The following is a 19,480-nucleotide window of genomic DNA, read 5'->3' as shown; positions in this document are numbered from 1 at the left end:
CCGGCTGGCAGAAGAGCAGTGCGCTATAACTATAATGATGAGGAAGGGGCGAGATAATCGCCCCTTTTTTTATGCTTCGCGCTGACGCATCACCCCTTCCTGCACCGTCGTCGCCACCAGCGTGCCGTCCTGGCTGAAGAACTCACCGCGCACGAAGCCGCGCGCGCCGGACGCTGAAGTGCTTACCACGCTGTACAGGAGCCACTCCGAGAGATCGAATGGACGGTGGAACCACATGGAGTGGTCAATCGTCGCCACCTGCATATCCGGCTCAAGGAAGCCTTTGCCATGCGGCTGCAGCGCGACTGGCAGAAAGTTGAGATCGGAAGCGTAGCCCAGCAGATATTGATGAATGCGGCGATCGTCCGGCAGCTGGCCATTGGCACGCACCCAGACCTGGCGCAGCGGCTCATCAACGTGGCCTTTCAGCGGATTGTGGATCTGCACCGGACGGATATCCAGCGGGCGCTCGGCGAGGAATTTTTCTTTCAGCTTGAGCGGCAGGTGCGCAGCCAGTCGGTGGGCGAGATCCTGCTCGGAGGGCAGGTTATCGGGTCCCGGCACCTGCGGCATGCTGTTCTGATGCTCGAAGCCATTTTCCGGTGCCTGAAAGGAGGCGGTCATGTAGAAGATCGGCTGACCGTTTTGTACGGCGCTGACGCGGCGGGCGCTGAAGCTTTTGCCGTCGCGCAGGGTTTCCACATCGTAAATAATGGCTTTCTGGCTGTCGCCCGGGCGCAGAAAGTAGCTGTGGAAGGAGTGAATGATACGGGCTTCCGGCACGGTTTGTTTTGCCGCATACAGCGCCTGTCCCACCACCTGGCCGCCAAACACCTGGCGCAGGCCGAGATCTTCACTCTGGCCGCGAAACAGACCCTCTTCCAGTTTTTCCAGATTCAATAAATTAAGCAGGTTGTGCAGTGCCTGGCTCATAACGGATTCCTCAGTGATGCCAATGGCGTCAGTGTGAAAGATCCGACCAGTTTGCGCAACGCTTTTACCCGGTTTTCAGCAGGATGGCGGGGCTTCAGGCGCAAAGGGGATTTTTGTGCCAGAATTAACAGCAATCGGCGGTGGAAAACCCAGCCAATAAATTTACCGCCGACAATCATAGTGTTCATAAGGAGACGACATCGATGAAACTCTGGCATGTAATTAGCGGTATGACACTGGCGGTGGCAATCACAGGCTGTGCCGATCACAGTAAACCCGTGCCGACGCCAACTTTAGGCGCCAGCGTGGCCGGGCAGCCGTCGGCAATTGCCCAGCCGAACGTAAGCGGTTCCGTCTATATTCGCCAGCGTATTGCGCTGCCGCCGGATGCGGTGCTGACCGTGACGCTGGCCGATGCGTCACTGGCGGACGCGCCGTCCAAAGTGCTGTCACAGCGTGTGGTTCGCACCGAGGGCAAGCAGGCACCGTTCCAGTTTGTGCTGCCCTTTAACCCGGCCGATATCCAGCCGAACGCGCGCATTTTGCTGAGCGCAGCGATCACCATCGACGGCAAGCTGGCGTTTATCACCGATACGGTGAAACCGGTGATTAATCAGGGTGGAACGAAAGCGGAACTGCTGCTGGTACCGGTGACCAATATGGCGATGCCAACCCAGCCGGGCGCTGCTACCACTGTGCCTTCGACGTCGCCAACCCAGGTTACGCCGTCAGCCTCCGTGCCGGCACCAACCAGTCTGTAAGTTGAAACGGGAGACAGCGCGTTACGGAAGCTGCGCCAGAATGGCACTGCAGAAAGTAAAGGCGCTGTCTCGTCCCTGATCGCTCGGCACACGCCATCCCTGGCGTGTGACGCTTTACTTTCTGCAGTGTCATTCCCGCGCTTTAAAGGGAGTGCGGCCTGTCAGCATTAATACTCCCAGCGATACTTCGCCAGTTCAATTTCTCCCGCATCACTCACTTCAATACCTTCGGCTTCCAGTGCATCGCGCTGGCGAAAAAGATCATCGCCCTGCAGCGAAATACGACCATGACGATTAATCACGCGGAACCACGGCAGTTTACTGCCTGGCGGCAGGCGCCGCAGCACGCCGCCCACCTGACGTGCGGCACGCGGTGAACCGGCCAGCAGCGCGACATCGCCGTAGGTCGTCACTTTACCGGCAGGAATAGCGGCAACAATTTGCCAGACGCGCTCGGAAAAATTGCTCTGTTCACTCACTGTGCACCTCGTCTGCGGGAAAAGCGCCACTTTAGCATGCGATTGCGGCTATCAGCAGGGTTTTGCCGCCGGCCTGTTCAAGAAACCAACGGTTGCCCGGCCTGCGCTTGCAATTGCCAGGGGCTTCCCCGATAATGCCAGCGCTCTCAACATGAGAGCTCGTCAATGGGGGCCCTGTTGGTTCTCCCGCAACGCTAACTTGTGAACTCGGTCAGGTCCGGAAGGAAGCAGCCGCAGCAGGCGACGCGTGTGCCGGGATGTAGCTGGCAGGGCCTCCACCATTTCTGCCCATGCAAAATCCCTGCGCGCAATGCGGCACAGCACCCTGTCGGCACTCCTTTGCCTGCCTGTCATCCGTGGAAATAAAGGTGAGTAACGAAACGACCTGCGGGGAGAAAACTTAGCGGACGTACTTCCAGACAGATCCGGGCACTTTGTCATAGAGCTTGTTCATGGTCAGCTCGGCCAGACGGTGATCGGCTGCGGAGTAGAATACCGCTAACTCATCATCGGGTAATTCATACTTGTTCTTTTCAATCACCCGTTCAAGGGTGTCAATTGAGCGACAACGACGCAGTCGCATCAAATAGTCTGTTTTGGTTAAGGCTGGGTTGCTCATAAATAAACCGGTCTCACTCTGATGCTAAAAGGAATGGCTGGGTTGCTGGAGATAAGCGCACTCTTCGGCAAACAGATTAAATAAGCGTTTTGCTGAACGTTGCCACCGTTGAAGATCCTGCGTATTGATTCCATAGCTGCTAAACAGCATAAAGGTATCATCAAGATATTCATCGATTTGCGTAATCAGCGCTTCATCTTCAACATGCTTAATTTTGTAATTCATCGTGAAAGAGGCGATATGCTCAATCAAATCGTTGAGCTGTAAATTGCCTGGCGAAGTAGGATCATTAACCCAGCCGTGATGGCTGTCGGTTAGCGTCGCCATACTTTCGTCAAACAGGTTCTCACACAGAAATTTAAGCTGGGCAATATCATGCCGTTTCGGTGAGTATTCGTCCATCTTTTTCCCCTCCATAGCGAGCACAGTTACCGCGACGCGGCGAGATTTGGAAAAGCTACCAGGGAGCGATCACGAATAAAAAGAATTCAGCGACCTTTTAAATATAATCCACAATCATTAGTTTTGCTCACCCAATTACTAAATATTACAATTCGTCGCACGGTGACGGGCGGGTATTGTCTATCACCTCAAACACCAGTGCACCGGGCGTTGTCTGGAACATAACTTCTTCACGTTGGGTAAAGGTTTCATTTAAATCAAGGCAGGGATTAAATAAATCCCACGTGAAATCGTAAAGCATTTTAAATCGTTTGTGGCCGACGGGCTGAATGGAAATAATGGTAAAACTGTCCGGAACTAATTGCGCGTTTTGAGAATACCACTGTAAATCGCCGGCAAGGTCCTGGGCTATTTTGAGAATATTCCCCTGGATAATCTGGCGTAACTTGCCGCAATCATCCTCATTCACATCAATATCACTATGAATAATAGACTGCATTCTGCATCCCGTAAAAAGCAAGGAGAGTTCTATCATTGGCTTTCAGCCCGGACATTGCAAGCCATTGGTAAACAGAAAGGGCGATTGCTGCGATGGGCGCTGGCTTGATGGCACAAATCGCCCAGGCGTATCGCCACTGATCAACTTTTGAAACACTTTCCTCCGCGCGTCACGATGACGCCATCAGGTAGTATATTGTTATGTTATAACATTTTGGTGGCGTGTCATGAATCACAGTGGATTACTTCTCTCGCTTGGCGGGCGCCTGCTGGTAGCGCTACTGCTGAGTAGCCTGCTGGCTCTAGCCATCGTCTGGGGCCTGCACCAATGATGCGTTTTCATCGTCTGCAGGGCGGCTATCAGGGCAGGGCGGTGACGCCGGTGGTGAATGGCGAACTGGCGGCCGGCAGTATGACGGCACTGGTCGGGGCCAACGGAACAGGCAAATCAACCTTGCTCAAAACTATCGCCGGACTGCTGCCGCCAGTGGCGGGACGCTGTGAACTGCAGCTGCCGCGAAAAGCGCTGGGCTGGTTGCCGCAGCGCAGCGAGCTGGACACCCGCTTCCCGCTCACCGTCTATGAGCTGGTAGCAATGGGCTGCTGGCCGCGCTGTGGCTGGTTCGGTGGCATCACGCGTGCGCTGAGGCAGGAGATTGATGCCGCGCTGGAGGCGGTGCAGATGCGCGACTTCGCCACTGCGCAGCCCGCGATGCTCTCCGGCGGGCAGTTGCAGCGCGTGCTGTTTGCGCGCCTGATGCTCCAGCGCAGTCAGCTCTGGCTGCTGGACGAACCCTTCAACGGCATTGATACGCCGACGATAACCTTACTGATGTCGATTCTCGAACAGCAGCAGCGGGCGGGCACCACGCTGCTGGTGGTGCTGCACGACAAGCTGCTGGTGGCGCGCCATTTTCGTGACGTGCTGTCGCTGGATGAGCGTGACAGTGCGCAGCAACCGCGGCTGTGCCGGGTGGCGTCATGACGTTACTCCAGCCGTTTATTGAGTTTGGTTTTATGCGCCGGGCGCTGGTGGCCTGCATGGCGCTGGCGATCAGTGCAACGCCGCTCGGCGTCTTTCTCTCGCTGCGCCGTATGAGCCTGGTGGGCGATGCGCTGTCCCATGCGGTACTGCCGGGCGCCGCCATCGGCTATCTGGTGTCCGGCCTGTCGCTGGTGGCGATGGGCATTGGCGGCCTGATTGCCGGGCTGGCGGTGGCGCTGCTGTCCGGTGCGGTCAGCCGTTACACCCACCTGAAGGAGGATGCCAGCTTTTCCGGCTTCTATCTGGGTTCGCTGGCGCTCGGCGTCACGCTGGTATCACTGCGCGGTTCCAGTGTCGATCTGCTGCACGTGTTGTTCGGCTCGCTGCTGGCGGTGGATAACGGCGCGATTGTGCTGGTTGGCAGCATCGCCGCGTTCACCCTGCTGATGCTGGCCGTGATCTTCCGGCCGCTGGTCATTGATGCCTTTGATCCTGATTTTCTGCGTGCGCAGGGAAAATGGAGCGCACCGCTGGTGCACGGCATTTTCCTCACGCTGGTGGTGCTGAATCTGGTGGCGGGTTTTCAGGTGCTCGGCACGCTGATGTCCGTTGGGCTGATGATGCTGCCCGCCACCAGCGCGCGCTTCTGGAGCCGTCACCTTACGCGCATGCTGGCGATTGCCATGCTGCTGGCGCTGATCGCCGCCTTTATCGGCCTGTTGCTCTCCTGGCACTATGCCCTGCCTGCCGGACCGGCGGTGGTACTGAGTGCGGCCGTACTGTTTTTGCTGTCTGTGTTGACAGGACCATGTGGCGGCCTGCTGCGCCGTCGATAATAAGATGACAAGGGGATAGGTATGAAGAAGTTACCGTTGAGTCTGGCGATTGGCGCGATGCTGATTAGCCCGCTGACGCTGGCAAAAACTGTTGATGCCGTAGCCAGTTTTACCGTGCTGGCTGACATCGTTAAACAGGTCGGCGGCGATCACGTTAAGGTGAAATCGCTGGTGGGGCCGGATGGCGATCCGCACACCTTTGAGCCGACGCCGCAGGATAGCCAGGCGCTGGCGCAGGCCGATGTGGTGTTCGTCAGCGGGCTGGGCATGGAAGGCTGGATGGACCGGCTGATTAGCGCGTCCGGCTACAAGGGCACGGTGGTGGTCGCCTCGAACGGCGTCAATACGCGCAAAATGGAGGAGGATGGCAAAACCATCACCGATCCACACGCGTGGAACAGCATGCACAACGGTGTGATCTACGCCACCAACGTGATGAACGCGCTGATCAAAGCCGATCCGGACGATGCTGCCGACATCCGTCACAGCGGTGAACGCTATATTCAGCAGTTGCAAAAGCTGGATAGCTGGGCCAAAAGTGAATTTGCCGGCGTGGCGCAAAGTAAACGCAAGGTACTCACCAGCCATGATGCCTTTGGCTATTTCGGCCAGCGCTACGGCGTGACATTCCTCGCGCCGGTGGGCTTCTCAACCGAAGCGGAAGCCAGCGCCAGCGATGTCGCCGCTATCATCAAACAGCTCCGGGCCGAGCACATCACCACCTACTTTATGGAGAATCAGACCGATCCGCGTCTGGTGAAACAGATCGCCAGTGAAACCGGTGCGCAACCCGGTGGCGAGCTCTATCCGGAAGCGCTGTCAGCGGCCAGCGGGCCGGCGCCCACCTATGAGGCGGCGTTTAAGCACAATGTGGAAACTCTGCTGCACAGCATGAAGTAAAAAAAAGGCCGGGGAGCATCCCGGCCAATTATCACGACACTTTCCTAACGTTTTTTCTTTCTTCCCTGCACCGCCTTAAAGCGCGGGTTGGTTTTGCAAATCACATAAATACGACCTTTACGCCGCACGACTTTGCAATCTTTGTGACGGGTCTTGGCAGACCGCAATGAACTGACAACTTGCATGTGGCTGAACTCCGGTTATTTGCTGCGCGTCAGGAAGCTGCCAAAACGCTTGTTGAAGCGTGCGGCGCTGCCCTCTTTGGCAAACTCTTTCTGTTTACCGGTGTAGTAAACGTGCGACTTCGACGACACATCGAGCGTGACGTACGGCAGCTCTTCGCCCTCAAACTGGATGGTACGGTCGGTCTGAATCGTTGAGCCGACTTTGAAGTATTCGTCGACGGTGGTGTCATGGAACACCACAGGACGGTAGTGCGGATGAATGTTTGGTTTCATAATAGTGCTCTCGTGTAATGTTATAATATAACAATATTATGAACCTCACGCCGCAGGATTGCAACCACGCGTCCGGTGCGGATTTGTCATGGAACGTGCGGAGCAGGGGAGTGCGCAATAAAAAAGGCCGCTTGCGCGGCCTTTTAGCAGAGAGAAACTATCAGTGAGGGTGATCGACCGGATGGCCCTGTTCCAGCTCAGACTTGTTCTTGCTGAAACGGCGGCGCACCACCACGAAGAACACCGGCACGAAGAAGATCGCCAGCGCGGTGGCCGTCACCATCCCGCCCATCACGCCGGTACCGACGGCGTTCTGTGCGCCGGAGCCGGCACCGCTGCTGATCGCCAGCGGCAGTACGCCGAGGATGAACGCCAGCGACGTCATCAGAATCGGACGCAGACGCATACGTGAGGCTTCCAGCGTCGACTCGACCAGCCCTTTGCCTTCCTTCTCCATCAAATCCTTGGCGAATTCGACGATCAGGATGGCGTTCTTCGCCGAGAGACCAATGGTGGTCAACAGACCCACCACAAAGTACACGTCGTTACTCAGACCGCGCAGCGTGGTGAAGAGCAGGGCGCCAATCACACCCAGCGGCACCACCAGCATGACCGCGAACGGAATCGACCAGCTCTCATACAGCGCGGCCAGACACAGGAACACCACAATCAGCGAAATGGCGTACAGTGCAGGCGCCTGGTTGCCGGACAGGCGTTCCTGATAGGACATGCCGGTCCAGTCGTAGCCGATACCCGCAGGCAGCTTCGAGGCGAGGCTCTCCATCAGGTTCATGGCATCACCCGAGCTCTTGCCCGGTGCTGCCTGACCCAGGATCTCCATTGATGGCAGACCGTTGTAACGCTCCAGACGCGGTGAACCATACTGCCACTTCGCCGAAGAGAAGGCAGAAAACGGCACCATGGTCCCGGCGCTGTTGCGCACGTACCATTTGCTGATGTCATCCGGCAGCATGCGCGAGTCGGCCTGACCCATCACGTACACTTTCTTCACGCGACCACGGTCGATGAAGTCGTTGACGTAAGAACCGCCCCAGGCCGCACCCAGCGTGGTGTTGATGTCGGACAGCGACACACCAAGCGCCTGCGCTTTTTCCTGATCGATAATCAGTTTGTACTGCGGCGTATCTTCCAGCCCGTTTGGACGCACGCCCACCAGCGTATCCGGATGCTGGGCGATCATGCCAAACAGCTGGTTACGCGCGGCGGTCAGCTTCTCATGGCCGAGGTTACCCTGATCGATCAGCTGGAAGTCGAAACCGGTGGCGTTACCCAGTTCGATAATGGCCGGCAGGTTGAACGGGAACACCATGGCATCTTTGATCTGACCCAGCGCCTGCATCGCACGTCCGGCAATCGCCGGCACTTTCAGGCTGGCATCACCACGCTCATCCCATGGCTTCAGGCTGACGAAGGCGATACCGGTGTTCTGTCCACGACCGGCGAAGCCAAAGCCGTTAACGGTAAACACCGAATTCACGCTGTCTTTCTCTTTGGTCAGGAAGTAATCCGTAACCTGATCCAGCACCTTCTGCGTACGTTCCTGAGTCGCACCGGCAGGCAGCTGCGCCTGCGCCAGTAACAGCCCCTGATCCTCTTCCGGCAGGAACGAGGTAGGCAGTTTCAGGAACAGGTAAGCCATGCCGACCACAATCAGCAGATAAATCAGCAGATAGCGACCGGTGCTGCGCACAATGTGGCCGACGCTGTCGACGTAATGGTTGGTGCTCTTATCAAACAGGCGGTTAAACCAGCCGAAGAAACCGGTGGTTTTGCCGTGTTCACCTTTCTTGATGGGCTTCAGCATGGTGGCACACAGCGCTGGCGTCAGAATCAACGCCACCAGCACCGACAGCGCCATCGCCGAAACGATGGTGATCGAGAACTGACGATAAATCACCCCGGTTGAGCCGCCGAAGAACGCCATCGGGATAAATACCGCTGACAGCACCAGCGCGATGCCAACCAGCGCGCCCTGAATCTGTTCCATCGAGCGTTTGGTGGCTTCTTTCGGCGGTAATCCTTCTTCCGCCATGACGCGCTCAACGTTTTCCACCACCACGATGGCGTCATCAACTAACAGGCCGATGGCGAGCACCATGCCGAACATCGTCAGGGTGTTTATTGAGTAGCCAAAGGCACTGATGATGGCAAAGGTGCCCAGCAGCACCACCGGCACGGCGATGGTAGGAATCAGCGTCGCGCGGAAGTTCTGCAGGAACAGATACATTACCAGGAACACCAGCACGATGGCTTCGAACAGCGTTTTCACCACTTCGAAAATGGAGATCTTAACGAATGGTGTGGTGTCGTACGGGTAAACGGTTTTCATGCCGGCCGGGAAGAACGGTTCCAGCTTGGCCAGTTCCGCTTTCACCGCGTCGGCGGTATCCAGCGCGTTGGCGCCGGTCGCCAGTTTGACACCGATACCGGAGGCTGGTTTGCCGTTATAGCGGGCAATGATCTCGTAGTTTTCACCGCCGAGTTCAATTTTCGCGACATCGCGCAGGCGCACCTGTGAGCCGTCCTGATTGACCTTCAGCATGATGTTGCCGAACTCTTCGGTCGAGGTCAGACGCGTCTGGGCAATGATCGAGGCGTTAAGCTGCTGACCTGGCACCGGTGGGGTACCGCCCAGCTGACCGGCAGCCACCTGGGTGTTCTGGGTTTGCAGCGCGCTGATCACATCCACCGGTGTCAGCTGGTAGTTGTTAAGCTTGTGCGGATCGAGCCAGATACGCATCGCATACTGCGCACCAAACACCTGAGTATCACCGACGCCAGGCGTACGGCTGATCGGATCTTTGATGTTCGACGCTACGTAGTCTGAGATGTCGTTCTGCGTCATGCTGCCATCTTCGCTGACGAAACCGGCCACCATCAGGAAGCTGCTGGAGGATTTTTTCACCTGAATCCCCTGCTGCTGTACTTCCTGCGGCAGCAGTGGCATCGCCAGCTGCAGTTTGTTCTGCACCTGCACCTGAGCAATGTCGGCGTCAGTGCCAGACTGGAAGGTCAGCGTCAGCGTCAGCGTACCAGAAGAGTCACTGCTCGAGGACATATACATCAGCCCGTCGATGCCGTTCATATTCTGTTCGATAACCTGCGTTACCGAATCCTGTAGCGTTTTCGCATCTGCACCCGGATAAGATGCCTGGATTTCAACTGCCGGCGGCGCAACGTTGGGATATTGCTCGATCGGCAGTTTGATAATCGATAGCGCACCCGCCAGCATAATAATGATGGCAAGCACCCAGGCAAAAATGGGGCGATCGATAAAGAACTTAGCCATGTATCAACGGCTCCTGTTTATGACGATGATTTAGCAGACTGAGATTCCGGTGCGGCTTTGGCATCATCTTTGACTTCCTGCGGCGTCACCTGAGCACCCGGTTTAGCACGCTGAATACCGACGGTAATCACGCGATCGCCCTCTTTCAGGCCATCGGTCACCAGCCATTTGTCGCCAAACGCCTGGTTCGCGGTAATCTTACGCACTTCAACTTTATTATCCGCGCCCACTACCATCGCGGTGGCTTCACCGGTTGGCGTGCGGGTTACGCCGGTCTGTGGTACCAGCAGCGCCGTTGGGTTAGTGCCCTCATCCAGACGTGCACGCACGAACATGCCCGGCAGCAAACGATGATCCGGATTCGGGAAAATCGCGCGCAGGGTAATCGAGCCGGTGGTTTCATCCACGGTAACATCAGAGAATTCCAGTGTGCCCGGCTGGCTGTATGCGCTACCGTTCTGCATCAGCAGGGTAACGTTAGCTTTGCCGTCGTTCTGCTTCAGCTGACCAGACTCCAGCTCGCCGCGCAGGCGCAGGAAATCATCACTGGATTGGGTCACATCGACATACATCGGGTCGAGTTGCTGCACGGTCGCCAGCGCGGTGGTCTGGCCGTTCGACACCAGCGCACCTTCCGTCACCGAGGATTTGCCAATGCGGCCGCTGATTGGCGAGGTCACTTTAGTGTACGCCAGGTTAATGCGGGCGGTTTCCACATTGGCCTGCGCCGCCTGTACGGCTGCGGCGGTCTGCGCGGCGGTGGCCGCGGCGTTATCGTAGTCCTGCTGGCTGATATATTTGGTACCCAGCAGTGGCTTGTAACGATTCACCGTCAGCTGGGCAACGCGCGCGTTGGCCTGCGCCTGGGCTAAATCGCCTTTTGCGCTGTCGTACGCGGCCTGATAGGTGGCGGGATCGATCTGGTACAGCGAATCGCCGGCTTTAACATCACTGCCTTCAACAAAATTACGCTTGAGAATGATACCTGACACCTGCGGACGCACTTCAGCCACGCGGAATGCCGAAGTACGGCCTGGCAGTTCGGTGGTGATTTTCAGGGGCTCGTTTTTTAACGTGACAACACCCACTTCCGGGGGCTGCTGCTGGGCGGCTTGCTGGGATTTATTATCATCACATCCTGTTAACAAAAAGCTGCCTGTAAGCATCACGGCGGCCGCCAGAGGCGCTAATCCTCTGTTTTTATTCATAAATAAACCTCTAGTGTCCGATATCAAAAGATCAATGGATCACAAACCGTTAAACCCATTGCTGCGTTAAAACACGGGTCGTGCTATGGTACATACATTCACAAATGTATGTAAACTTGCCAGTTTGTAAAAACAGTCCTCTATGGCACGAAAAACCAAAGCGCAAGCACTTGAAACGCGACATCAAATTCTGGATGCCGCTTTAGCTCACTTTTCTGAACACGGTGTGGCCGCCACCTCACTGGCGGATATCGCCGCGGCCGCTGGCGTCACGCGCGGCGCTATCTACTGGCATTTTAAAAATAAAGCCGATCTGTTACAGGAGATCTGGCTGCGCTGCGACGCCGGGCTCGACGATGTGGAACTTGAGTATCAGACAAAATACCCTGGCGATCCACTTTCTGTAATGCGTTCGATGCTGATCTATATCCTTGAAGCCACAGCAAAGGATCCACAAAGACGCGCATTAATGGAGATTATCTTCCATAAATGTGAGTTCGTCGGCGAAATGTCGACGTTAATGGCGATGCAGCAGGGGCTGCTGCAGGCGTGTTATGACCGCATCGAAGAGGTGCTGCGCAGCTGTATCGAGGCCGGGCAGCTTCCGGCCAGCCTCAATACCCGCCAGGCGGCGCTGCTGATGCGCGGCTACATCAGCGGCATGATGGAAAGCTGGTTATTCAATCCGCAAAGTTTTGATCTGGTGAGTGAAGCGCCGCAGGTGGTCGAGGCATTTATAGATATGCTGCGCCTGAGCCCGACGCTCGCCGGCACGCGCTAAGCGGTGTGTTCGGCCGCCAGCTTCTGCTCGTAATCGCGCTGGACAATCGCCAGCGCAGCCAGCACCGTGGCCGTGGGTACCTGGTTTTCCTCCAGCAGCTGAATTAAATCGACCGCCAGCTTGATGTCGTCCGGCGCGGTATCCAGCGTCATAGTGTCTCCTAAATACGTAGTTTAGCGGCGACCAGCAGCATCAGCAGGGCACCCGCCAGCGCCACGGCAAAGCCCGTCGGATGCAGCGTACCGAGGTCGCCCGTGGTGAAATACGTGGCGATGTAGCCGCCAATCAGCGCGCCGATCACCGCCAGCACCAGCGTCGGCACCAGTCCGCCGGGACGGCCGGGAAACACCCTCCGCTTCAGCCAGCCGGCAGCCAGGCCAATAATAATCCAGATGATAAGGGTCATGCTTCTCCTCCCGTCAGCGCTGTTTCCAGTATAGAGGAAAGCGAACGGCTTACGGCTGCGCCGCGATCTCCAGTTTATGCAGCGCGGCGCGGCAGCGCGCCAGCCGCTCCTGCAGAATCTCCACCTCGCGCATCAGCTGCTGCTGCACGCTCAGCGTTTCAGCGCGCGCCAGGTGCTGTTCGCGCTGCTGCAGCATGGCCAGCAGTCGCGTTTCGTAGCCGCGGTACTCATCACGCTTCGGCTGCAGCGGATCGCGCCGCGGCCGTTCACGCACCACGCGCAGTTGCTGGCTACTGCACTCGCGCTGCAGCGCGGCAATCTGGTCCAGCACCTTCTGCGCCAGCCACTGGCGGCGCGACGCATCACTGTCGGACGCCGCGAGCTGCGCCGCATTGTGCTGCAGCTCTTGCAGATAGTCAGCCAGCCGCGTGCCTTTGCAGCGAAACAGCTGCGCGTCAAAGCGCGGCTGACGGCAGCTACCGTCCGGCTGCTGCGCAATCTGCTGGCGCAACGTGTCAATCATTGCGTGCAGACGCTGTTGGGCGGGCAGTTGAGGCATCACTTCGATTCCGTCTGTGTTAACGTAGCGCTGTTGTGACATTTTTCAGGCATCTGGCATGCAGCGCATTTTACTGTTAAGCCTTGGCTGGCTGGCGATTGTGCTGGGCACGCTGGGCATTGTATTACCTTTACTACCGACCACGCCATTCGTGTTGCTGGCCGCCTGGTGTTTTGCCCGCTCGTCGCCACGCTTTCACCACTGGCTGCTGTGGCGCTCGCCGTTTGGCCGCTATCTGCGTCACTGGCAGCAGCATCGCGCCATGCCGCCCGGTGCCAAAAGCCGCGCCATGTTGCTGATTGTCATCACCTTTGCGCTTTCAATCTGGCTGGTGAAGCTGCTGTGGCTGCGCATCCTGCTCGGTGTGATGCTGGCGCTGCTGCTGCTCATGCTGTGGCGCATCCCGGTTGTAGCAGAAAGTGCGAACCCGCACGAACCGTAGCATCAGGGTTGCATTTAGCCGGCTGTTTGCTTAGATTTGGGCATCTTCGTGCGTGGCTTCCCTTTGAGAAACGACTTCGCTTAACCCGGTTTCCGGGTATTGGCGCTGTGGAAGCTGCGCGTTTTAGATATTTTTCCAGGCGTAACCTTTATGACCGCAACTGCGCAGCAGCTTGAACTGATCAAAAACAGCATCAAAAGCATTCCTGACTATCCGAAGCCGGGCATCCTGTTCCGTGACGTCACCAGTCTGATGGAAGATCCGCAGGCGTATGCCGCAGCGATCGCCATTCTGGTTGAGCGTTATCGTAATAAAGGCATCACCAAAGTGGTGGGCACCGAAGCGCGTGGCTTCCTGTTCGGGGCGCCGGTTGCGCTGGGTCTGGGCGTGGGATTTGTGCCGGTGCGCAAACCGGGTAAACTGCCGCGTGAAACTTTCAGCGAAAGCTATGAACTGGAGTACGGTTCAGACGCGCTGGAACTGCACAAAGACGCCATCAAACCCGGCGATGTGGTGCTGGTGGTGGACGATCTGCTGGCTACCGGCGGCACCCTTGAAGCCACGGTGAAACTGATTCGTCGTGCGGGCGGTGAAGTTAAAGATGCCGCGTTCGTGATCAACCTGTTTGATTTAAGCGGCGAAGCGCGCCTGAACGCGCTGGGTATCGACTGCTACAGCCTGGTCAACTTCCCCGGCCACTAAGGCCATCGCGCCGCCCGCCTTGATGCCCGGCGGCGCCTCTCTTCGCACTCCCTGACAGGCGTATTCCGCCCTGAAGCGCAGCGCGCAACGTATCACGGGTATAGGCATATCCGGCTGTGGCTGTTACACTCCTGTCAAAATAAACAGGGTTTGCGTCACCGCATTTTTCCCCTAAGTCCCACGGCAGAATCGGCGCAACTGAGCGTGCTGCTGTGCCAGGTTAAACAACTCCAGTGATTGAATCCACATGAGCTATCAGGTACTTGCGCGAAAATGGCGTCCCCAGGCTTTCGCCGACGTAGTCGGTCAGGAACATGTGCTGACGGCGCTGGCCAACGGGTTGTCACTGGGACGCATCCATCATGCCTATCTGTTTTCCGGCACGCGCGGCGTGGGGAAAACCTCGATTGCGCGTCTGCTGGCCAAAGGCCTCAACTGCGAAACCGGTATCACGGCCACGCCCTGTGGACAGTGCGATAACTGTCGCGAGATTGAACAGGGGCGCTTTGTCGATCTGATCGAAATCGATGCCGCCTCGCGCACCAAAGTGGAAGACACGCGCGACCTGCTGGATAACGTCCAGTATGCACCCGCGCGCGGGCGCTTTAAGGTCTATCTGATCGATGAAGTGCACATGCTGTCGCGCCACAGCTTTAATGCGCTGCTGAAAACGCTGGAAGAGCCACCGTCGCACGTGAAATTCCTGCTGGCGACCACCGATCCGCAGAAGCTGCCGGTAACCATTCTGTCGCGCTGCCTGCAGTTCCATCTGAAAGCCCTCGACGTCGAACAGATTCAGCAGCAGCTGGCGCACGTGCTGCAGCAGGAGCAGATTGACGCCGAGCCGCGCGCGTTGCATCTGCTGGCGCGCGCCGCCGACGGCAGTATGCGCGATGCGCTCAGCCTCACCGATCAGGCGATAGCCATGGGGCAGGGCAGCGTCACGCGCGACAGCGTGGCGCAAATGCTGGGCACGCTGGATGATGAACAGCCGCTGGCGCTAATTGAAGCGCTGGTGGAAGGCAACGGCGAACAGGTGATGGCGCTGCTGAATCAGGCCGCATCGCGCGGCGTAGAGTGGGAGGCGCTGCTGGTGGAGATGCTGCGTCTGCTGCACCGTATCGCGATGGTCCAGCTGCTGCCCAGCTCGCTTGGCGAAGATGATGCCAGCCAGGCGCAGCGCCTGCGCGAACTGGCGCGCGTGCTGCCGCCTGCTGACGTTCAGCTCTATTATCAGACGCTGCTGATGGGGCGCAAAGATTTGCCGCTGGCGCCGGATCGCCGGCTCGGCGTGGAAATGACGCTGCTGCGTGCACTGGCGTTTCATCCGCAGGCCACCATCGCTGAACCGGTGGCGCGCCCGTCGCTGACGCCGCAGGCCGCACCGGCCGTTGCCGCGCCAGCGCCTCAGACTAAAGCCGCACCCGCTGTGGCCGCGCAGCCGCAGATGGCACCGCCGATGGATGAGTCGCCACCGCCGGCCGATGATTATCCCGATATGGCACCGGCCCCGGATAACTTGCCCGACGCCACCAGTCAGCTGTTACAGGCGCGGACGCAGCTGCTGCGTCAGGGAGCCGGCAAAGCAAAAAAGAGTGAGCCGGCAGCGCGTTCCGCGCGGCCGGCAAACCCGGCGCTGGAACGTCTGGCAAGCGTCACCGAGCGCGTGCAACAGCGTGCGTCTGAGCCGGCGGTAAAAGCGCCGGCGAAACCGGAAGCGTATCGCTGGAAAGCCCAGCAGCAGGAGGAGATCAAGCCGGAGCCGGTGGCGACGCCAAAAGCCTTGCGTTCTGCGCTGGAGCATGAGAAAACGCCAGAGCTGGCGCTCAAACTGGCGGAAGAGGCGCTGCAGCGCGACGCCTGGGCGGCGGAAATCGCCACGCTGACGCTGCCGAAGCTGGTCCAGCAGGTCGCGCTGAACGCGTGGAAAGAGGTGAATGAGCAGGGCGTGACGCTGCATTTGCGCAGCAGCCAGCGTCATCTCAACTCTGCCCCGGCGCGCCAGGCGATTCAGGAGGCGCTGAGCCAGGCGGCCGGCCAGCCGGTTGAACTGACCATCGTGGAAGACGATAATCCGGCGGTATTGACGCCGCTGGAGTGGCGTCAGGCCATTTATGAAGAGAAACTGGCGCAGGCGCGTCAGTCGATCGAAAGCGATACCCACATTCAGACGCTGCGTCGCTTCTTTGATGCGGACCTGGATGAAGAGAGTATCCGACCCGTATGATCACGCTGTCGCGCAGCGTTGCGCGCAGCCCCAGCAGAGAGAGAAAACTATGTTTGGTAAAGGCGGATTGGGCAACCTGATGAAACAGGCCCAGCAGATGCAGGATAAAATGGCCAAAGTTCAGGAAGAGATCGCCGCACTGGAAGTCACCGGCGAATCAGGGGCTGGCCTGGTCAAAGTGACCATCAACGGTGCGCACAACTGCCGCCGCGTGGAAGTCGATCCCAGCCTGCTGGAAGATGACAAAGAGATGCTGGAAGATCTGATCGCTGCGGCGTTCAACGATGCGGCGCGCCGTATTGATGAAACGCAGAAAGAGAAGATGGCGTCCGTCTCTGCCGGTATGCAGCTGCCGCCTGGCTTCAAGATGCCGTTCTGATGCAAACCAGTCCACTGCTTGAAGCTTTGATGGAGTCGCTGCGCTGTTTACCGGGTGTGGGCCCGAAATCGGCGCAGCGCATGGCGTTTCATCTGTTGCAGCGCGATCGCAGCGGTGGCATGCGTCTGGCGCAGGCGCTGACCCGCGCCATGGCAGAGATCGGCCACTGTTCCGACTGCCGCACCTTCACCGAGCAGGAGATCTGCACCATCTGCGCCAATCCCCGCCGTCAGCAAAACGGCCAGATTTGCGTGGTGGAGAGCCCGGCGGATATCCACGCCATCGAGCAGACCGGCCAGTTTGGCGGTCGCTACTTTGTGCTGATGGGCCATCTGTCGCCGCTGGACGGCATCGGCCCGCAGGACATTGGCCTGGATCGGCTGGAGCAGCGCCTTGAACGTGAGACGCTGCAGGAGGTGATCCTCGCCACCAATCCCACGGTGGAAGGCGAAGCCACGGCTAACTATATCGCCGAGCTGTGCGGCCAGTATGGCGTTGACGCCAGCCGCATTGCGCACGGGGTTCCGGTCGGCGGTGAACTGGAAATGGTCGACGGCACAACGCTGTCACACTCGCTTGCCGGACGGCACAAGATTAAATTCTGACCACTTGCCGGTATCCTGCTGCGATACCGGCTTGAAATTCTTCCCACCATCCCCATTTCACTCTCAACAATTGATCAACCCCGATTCTGTTGAGGTAGCAATGACCATGAAAGGACAAGAGACGCGTGGCTTCCAGTCAGAGGTAAAACAACTTCTGCACCTGATGATCCATTCCCTCTATTCAAACAAAGAGATTTTCCTGCGTGAACTTATCTCCAACGCCTCCGATGCGGCTGACAAGCTGCGCTTCCGCGCACTGTCGACGCCGGATCTGTATGAAGGCGATGGCGACCTGCGCGTGCGTATCTCGGTCGACAAGGAAAAACGCACGCTGACGCTGAGCGATAACGGCATCGGTATGCGCCGTGATGAGGTGATTGAAAACCTCGGTACCATCGCGAAATCCGGTACCAAAGCGTTTCTGGAATCGATGGGTTCCGATCAGGCAAAAGACAGCCAGCTGATCGGCCAGTTCGGTGTCGGTTTCTACTCGGCGTTTATCGTCGCTGATAAAGTGACGGTACGCACCCGTGCCGCAGGCGCCAAAGCCGACGAAGGCGTGTTCTGGGAATCCGCCGGCGAAGGCGAATATACGCTGGCGGAGATTGAGAAAGCCGATCGCGGCACCGAAATTACGCTGCACTTCCGTGAAGGCGAAGATGACTTCCTCGACGCGTGGCGCGTGCGCAACGTGATCAGCAAATATTCCGATCACATCGCGTTGCCGGTGGAGATCGAGACCAAAGACGAAGAGAACGACACCGTCACCTGGGAGAAGATCAACAAAGCCCAGGCGCTGTGGACGCGCAACAAAGGCGAAATCAGCGACGAAGAGTACAACGAGTTCTACAAACACATCGCCCATGATTTCAGCGACCCGGTCATCTGGAGCCACAACCGCGTCGAAGGTAAGCAGGAGTACACCAGCCTGCTGTACATCCCGTCGCGTGCGCCGTTCGACATGTGGAACCGCGACAGCAAGCACGGTCTGAAACTGTACGTGCAGCGCGTCTTTATCATGGATGACGCGGAACAGTTCATGCCGAACTACCTGCGCTTTGTGCGTGGCCTGATTGATTCCAGCGATCTGCCGCTCAACGTTTCCCGTGAGATCCTGCAGGACAGCCGCGTCACGCAGAGCCTGCGCGCCGCGCTGACCAAACGCAGCCTGCAGATGCTGGAAAAACTGGCCAAAGACGACGCAGAGAAATATCAGCAGTTCTGGAAAGAGTTCGGTCTGGTGCTGAAAGAGGGCCCGGCGGAAGATCATGCCAACCAGGAGGCGATTGCTAAACTGCTGCGTTTCGCCACCACCCAGAGCGAAGGTGCGGCGCAGACCGTTTCGCTGGACGATTACGTTAGCCGCATGGTTGAAGGGCAGGAGAAGATTTACTACATCACTGCCGACAGCTATGCCGCCGCGAAGAGCAGCCCGCATCTGGAACTGTTCCGTAAGAAAGGCATCGAGGTCCTGCTGCTCTCCGATCGTATCGACGAGTGGATGATGAGCTACCTGACGGAGTTCGATGGCAAAGCGTTCCAGTCGGTGAGCAAAGCGGATGAGTCGCTGAGCAAGCTGGCGGACGAAGAGACGGAAGCGCAGAAGGAAGCGGAAAAAGCGCTGGAGCCGTTCGTCGATCGCGTGAAAACCCTGCTGGGCGAGCGTGTCAAAGAGGTGCGCCTGACCCATCGCCTCACCGACACGCCAGCGATTGTCACCACCGACGCCAACGAAATGACCACGCAGATGGCGAAGCTGTTCGCCGCAGCCGGTCAGGACGTGCCGGAAGTGAAGTACATCTTTGAGATCAATCCGGAGCATACGCTGGTGAAACGCGTGGCTGATACCCAGGATGAAGCGCGCTTTGCGGAGTGGGTTGAACTGCTGCTGGATCAGGCGCTGCTGGCCGAGCGCGGCACGCTGGACGATCCTAACCAGTTTATCCGCCGCATGAATCAGTTGCTGACGGCGTAACGCGGTGCGGTAATC

The 19,480-nt window shown here is 57.9% G+C and carries 24 protein-coding genes, 1 other RNA gene and 1 other annotated feature; of the genes, 12 read left to right on the top strand and 13 right to left on the bottom strand.

Translation table 11 applies throughout. From position 1 onward, the window contains the following. Positions 1 to 69: 69 nt before the first annotated feature. Both tesB and FT726_RS10020 read right to left on the bottom strand, forming a co-directional pair. The gene (tesB, locus tag FT726_RS10025) at positions 70 to 933 is read right to left on the bottom strand and encodes an acyl-CoA thioesterase II (protein ID WP_058757950.1); all 864 of its coding nucleotides are present in this window, start codon (positions 931 to 933) and stop codon (positions 70 to 72) included. Continuing rightward, positions 930 to 1,121 carry a hypothetical protein gene (locus FT726_RS10020; protein WP_153010201.1) on the bottom strand — a complete coding sequence of 64 codons (192 nt, stop codon included), beginning with the start codon at positions 1,119 to 1,121 and terminating at the stop codon, positions 930 to 932. Before FT726_RS10020 ends, tesB begins: the two co-directional genes overlap by 4 nt. A 15-nt stretch (positions 1,122 to 1,136) precedes the next feature. Between FT726_RS10020 and FT726_RS10015 the strand changes: the two genes are divergently transcribed. Then, positions 1,137 to 1,694, top strand: coding sequence for a YbaY family lipoprotein (locus FT726_RS10015; protein ID WP_021507201.1), 558 nt, complete (start codon positions 1,137 to 1,139; stop codon positions 1,692 to 1,694). 167 nt (positions 1,695 to 1,861) lie between these two features. On the opposite strand, the gene FT726_RS10010 is transcribed toward FT726_RS10015, so the two are convergent. After that, positions 1,862 to 2,173, bottom strand: a complete 312-nt coding sequence (locus FT726_RS10010) for an MGMT family protein (protein ID WP_021507202.1) — start codon at positions 2,171 to 2,173, stop codon at positions 1,862 to 1,864. A 175-nt stretch (positions 2,174 to 2,348) separates the two neighbouring features. On the opposite strand from FT726_RS10010, the gene ffs reads away from it, so the two are divergent. Then, an RNA gene (gene ffs / locus FT726_RS10005) (signal recognition particle sRNA small type) lies at positions 2,349 to 2,445 on the top strand. A 128-nt stretch (positions 2,446 to 2,573) separates the two neighbouring features. Here ffs and FT726_RS10000 read toward each other — a convergent pair. The 3 genes from FT726_RS10000 to FT726_RS09990 form a co-directional block, all read right to left on the bottom strand. Then, a complete protein-coding gene (locus tag FT726_RS10000) occupies positions 2,574 to 2,792 on the bottom strand; it encodes an HHA domain-containing protein (protein WP_021507203.1) in 219 nt (72 codons plus the stop codon). A gap of 24 nt (positions 2,793 to 2,816) precedes the next feature. After that, positions 2,817 to 3,194 (bottom strand): Hha toxicity modulator TomB, encoded by a 378-nt coding sequence (gene tomB / locus FT726_RS09995; RefSeq protein WP_021313568.1) that lies wholly within the window; start codon positions 3,192 to 3,194, stop codon positions 2,817 to 2,819. A 145-nt stretch (positions 3,195 to 3,339) separates the two neighbouring features. After that, positions 3,340 to 3,693: a hypothetical protein gene (locus FT726_RS09990; protein WP_031279656.1), complete on the bottom strand. Its 354-nt coding sequence runs from the start codon at positions 3,691 to 3,693 to the stop codon at positions 3,340 to 3,342. Between the two features lie 327 nt (positions 3,694 to 4,020). Here FT726_RS09990 and FT726_RS09985 point away from each other — a divergent pair, with 327 nt between their 5' ends. The 3 genes from FT726_RS09985 to FT726_RS09975 are packed head-to-tail and all read left to right on the top strand — an operon-like array spanning position 4,021 to position 6,413. After that, positions 4,021 to 4,677: a metal ABC transporter ATP-binding protein gene (locus FT726_RS09985; protein ID WP_021507205.1), complete on the top strand. Its 657-nt coding sequence runs from the start codon at positions 4,021 to 4,023 to the stop codon at positions 4,675 to 4,677. Next, positions 4,674 to 5,513: a metal ABC transporter permease gene (locus FT726_RS09980; protein ID WP_021507206.1), complete on the top strand. Its 840-nt coding sequence runs from the start codon at positions 4,674 to 4,676 to the stop codon at positions 5,511 to 5,513. The genes FT726_RS09985 and FT726_RS09980 overlap by 4 nt, the downstream gene beginning before the upstream one ends. Before the next feature lie 21 nt (positions 5,514 to 5,534). Further along, positions 5,535 to 6,413, top strand: coding sequence for a metal ABC transporter substrate-binding protein (locus FT726_RS09975; protein ID WP_058769397.1), 879 nt, complete (start codon positions 5,535 to 5,537; stop codon positions 6,411 to 6,413). A gap of 44 nt (positions 6,414 to 6,457) precedes the next feature. Here the strand turns inward: FT726_RS09975 and ykgO are convergent, their stop codons facing one another. The 4 genes from ykgO to FT726_RS09955 all read right to left on the bottom strand — a co-directional run bounded on the left by ykgO (position 6,458) and on the right by FT726_RS09955 (position 11,389). After that, positions 6,458 to 6,598, bottom strand: a complete 141-nt coding sequence (ykgO, locus tag FT726_RS09970; protein ID WP_010616859.1) for a type B 50S ribosomal protein L36 — start codon at positions 6,596 to 6,598, stop codon at positions 6,458 to 6,460. A gap of 15 nt (positions 6,599 to 6,613) precedes the next feature. After that, positions 6,614 to 6,871, bottom strand: a complete 258-nt coding sequence (locus FT726_RS09965) for a type B 50S ribosomal protein L31 (protein ID WP_021507208.1) — start codon at positions 6,869 to 6,871, stop codon at positions 6,614 to 6,616. Positions 6,872 to 7,031: 160 nt separating this feature from the next. Continuing rightward, entirely contained in the window at positions 7,032 to 10,181 is a 3,150-nt protein-coding gene (locus tag FT726_RS09960) for a multidrug efflux RND transporter permease subunit AcrB (RefSeq protein WP_021507209.1), read from the bottom strand. Between the two features lie 17 nt (positions 10,182 to 10,198). Then, on the bottom strand, positions 10,199 to 11,389 hold the full coding sequence (locus tag FT726_RS09955) for an efflux RND transporter periplasmic adaptor subunit (protein ID WP_058757947.1): 1,191 nt from the start codon (positions 11,387 to 11,389) through the stop codon (positions 10,199 to 10,201). Between the two features lie 142 nt (positions 11,390 to 11,531). On the opposite strand from FT726_RS09955, the gene acrR reads away from it, so the two are divergent. Next, the gene (gene acrR / locus FT726_RS09950; protein ID WP_031279658.1) at positions 11,532 to 12,170 is read left to right on the top strand and encodes a multidrug efflux transporter transcriptional repressor AcrR; all 639 of its coding nucleotides are present in this window, start codon (positions 11,532 to 11,534) and stop codon (positions 12,168 to 12,170) included. On the opposite strand, the gene rsmS is transcribed toward acrR, so the two are convergent. The 3 genes from rsmS to priC are packed head-to-tail and all read right to left on the bottom strand — an operon-like array spanning position 12,167 to position 13,135. After that, entirely contained in the window at positions 12,167 to 12,322 is a 156-nt protein-coding gene (gene rsmS / locus FT726_RS09945) for a pleiotropic regulatory protein RsmS (RefSeq protein ID WP_072209946.1), read from the bottom strand. The two genes, acrR and rsmS, sit on opposite strands and share 4 nt — an antisense overlap. 8 nt (positions 12,323 to 12,330) lie before the next feature. After that, positions 12,331 to 12,576: a GlsB/YeaQ/YmgE family stress response membrane protein gene (locus FT726_RS09940; RefSeq protein ID WP_010616865.1), complete on the bottom strand. Its 246-nt coding sequence runs from the start codon at positions 12,574 to 12,576 to the stop codon at positions 12,331 to 12,333. Positions 12,577 to 12,625: 49 nt separating this feature from the next. After that, entirely contained in the window at positions 12,626 to 13,135 is a 510-nt protein-coding gene (gene priC, locus FT726_RS09935; RefSeq protein ID WP_021507214.1) for a primosomal replication protein PriC, read from the bottom strand. A 58-nt stretch (positions 13,136 to 13,193) separates the two neighbouring features. On the opposite strand from priC, the gene FT726_RS09930 reads away from it, so the two are divergent. The 6 genes from FT726_RS09930 (at position 13,194) to htpG (ending at position 19,465) form a co-directional block, all read left to right on the top strand. After that, positions 13,194 to 13,577: a DUF454 family protein gene (locus tag FT726_RS09930; protein ID WP_021507215.1), complete on the top strand. Its 384-nt coding sequence runs from the start codon at positions 13,194 to 13,196 to the stop codon at positions 13,575 to 13,577. Positions 13,578 to 13,727: 150 nt separating this feature from the next. Then, positions 13,728 to 14,279, top strand: a complete 552-nt coding sequence (apt, locus tag FT726_RS09925; protein ID WP_031279659.1) for an adenine phosphoribosyltransferase — start codon at positions 13,728 to 13,730, stop codon at positions 14,277 to 14,279. 247 nt (positions 14,280 to 14,526) lie between these two features. Further along, positions 14,527 to 16,506 (top strand): DNA polymerase III subunit gamma/tau, encoded by a 1,980-nt coding sequence (gene dnaX, locus FT726_RS09920; protein ID WP_132466464.1) that lies wholly within the window; start codon positions 14,527 to 14,529, stop codon positions 16,504 to 16,506. Then, positions 15,848 to 15,909, top strand: a sequence feature (DnaX frameshifting element). (Overlaps the previous gene by 62 nt.) 49 nt (positions 16,507 to 16,555) lie before the next feature. Continuing rightward, entirely contained in the window at positions 16,556 to 16,885 is a 330-nt protein-coding gene (locus FT726_RS09915) for a YbaB/EbfC family nucleoid-associated protein (RefSeq protein ID WP_010616869.1), read from the top strand. After that, complete coding sequence (gene recR / locus FT726_RS09910; protein ID WP_031279660.1) at positions 16,885 to 17,490, top strand: recombination mediator RecR; 606 nt, start codon at positions 16,885 to 16,887, stop codon at positions 17,488 to 17,490. The genes FT726_RS09915 and recR overlap by 1 nt, the downstream gene beginning before the upstream one ends. A gap of 100 nt (positions 17,491 to 17,590) precedes the next feature. Next, entirely contained in the window at positions 17,591 to 19,465 is a 1,875-nt protein-coding gene (gene htpG / locus FT726_RS09905; RefSeq protein ID WP_346302765.1) for a molecular chaperone HtpG, read from the top strand. Positions 19,466 to 19,480: the final 15 nt, after the last annotated feature.

This window comes from Pantoea sp. Morm, from assembly GCF_016643525.1.
GTDB classification, from domain to species: Bacteria; Pseudomonadota; Gammaproteobacteria; order Enterobacterales; family Enterobacteriaceae; genus Pantoea; species Pantoea dispersa.
The sequence above is the reverse complement of the archived record's forward strand: the minus strand, read 5'-3'. Positions and strand labels throughout refer to the sequence as shown.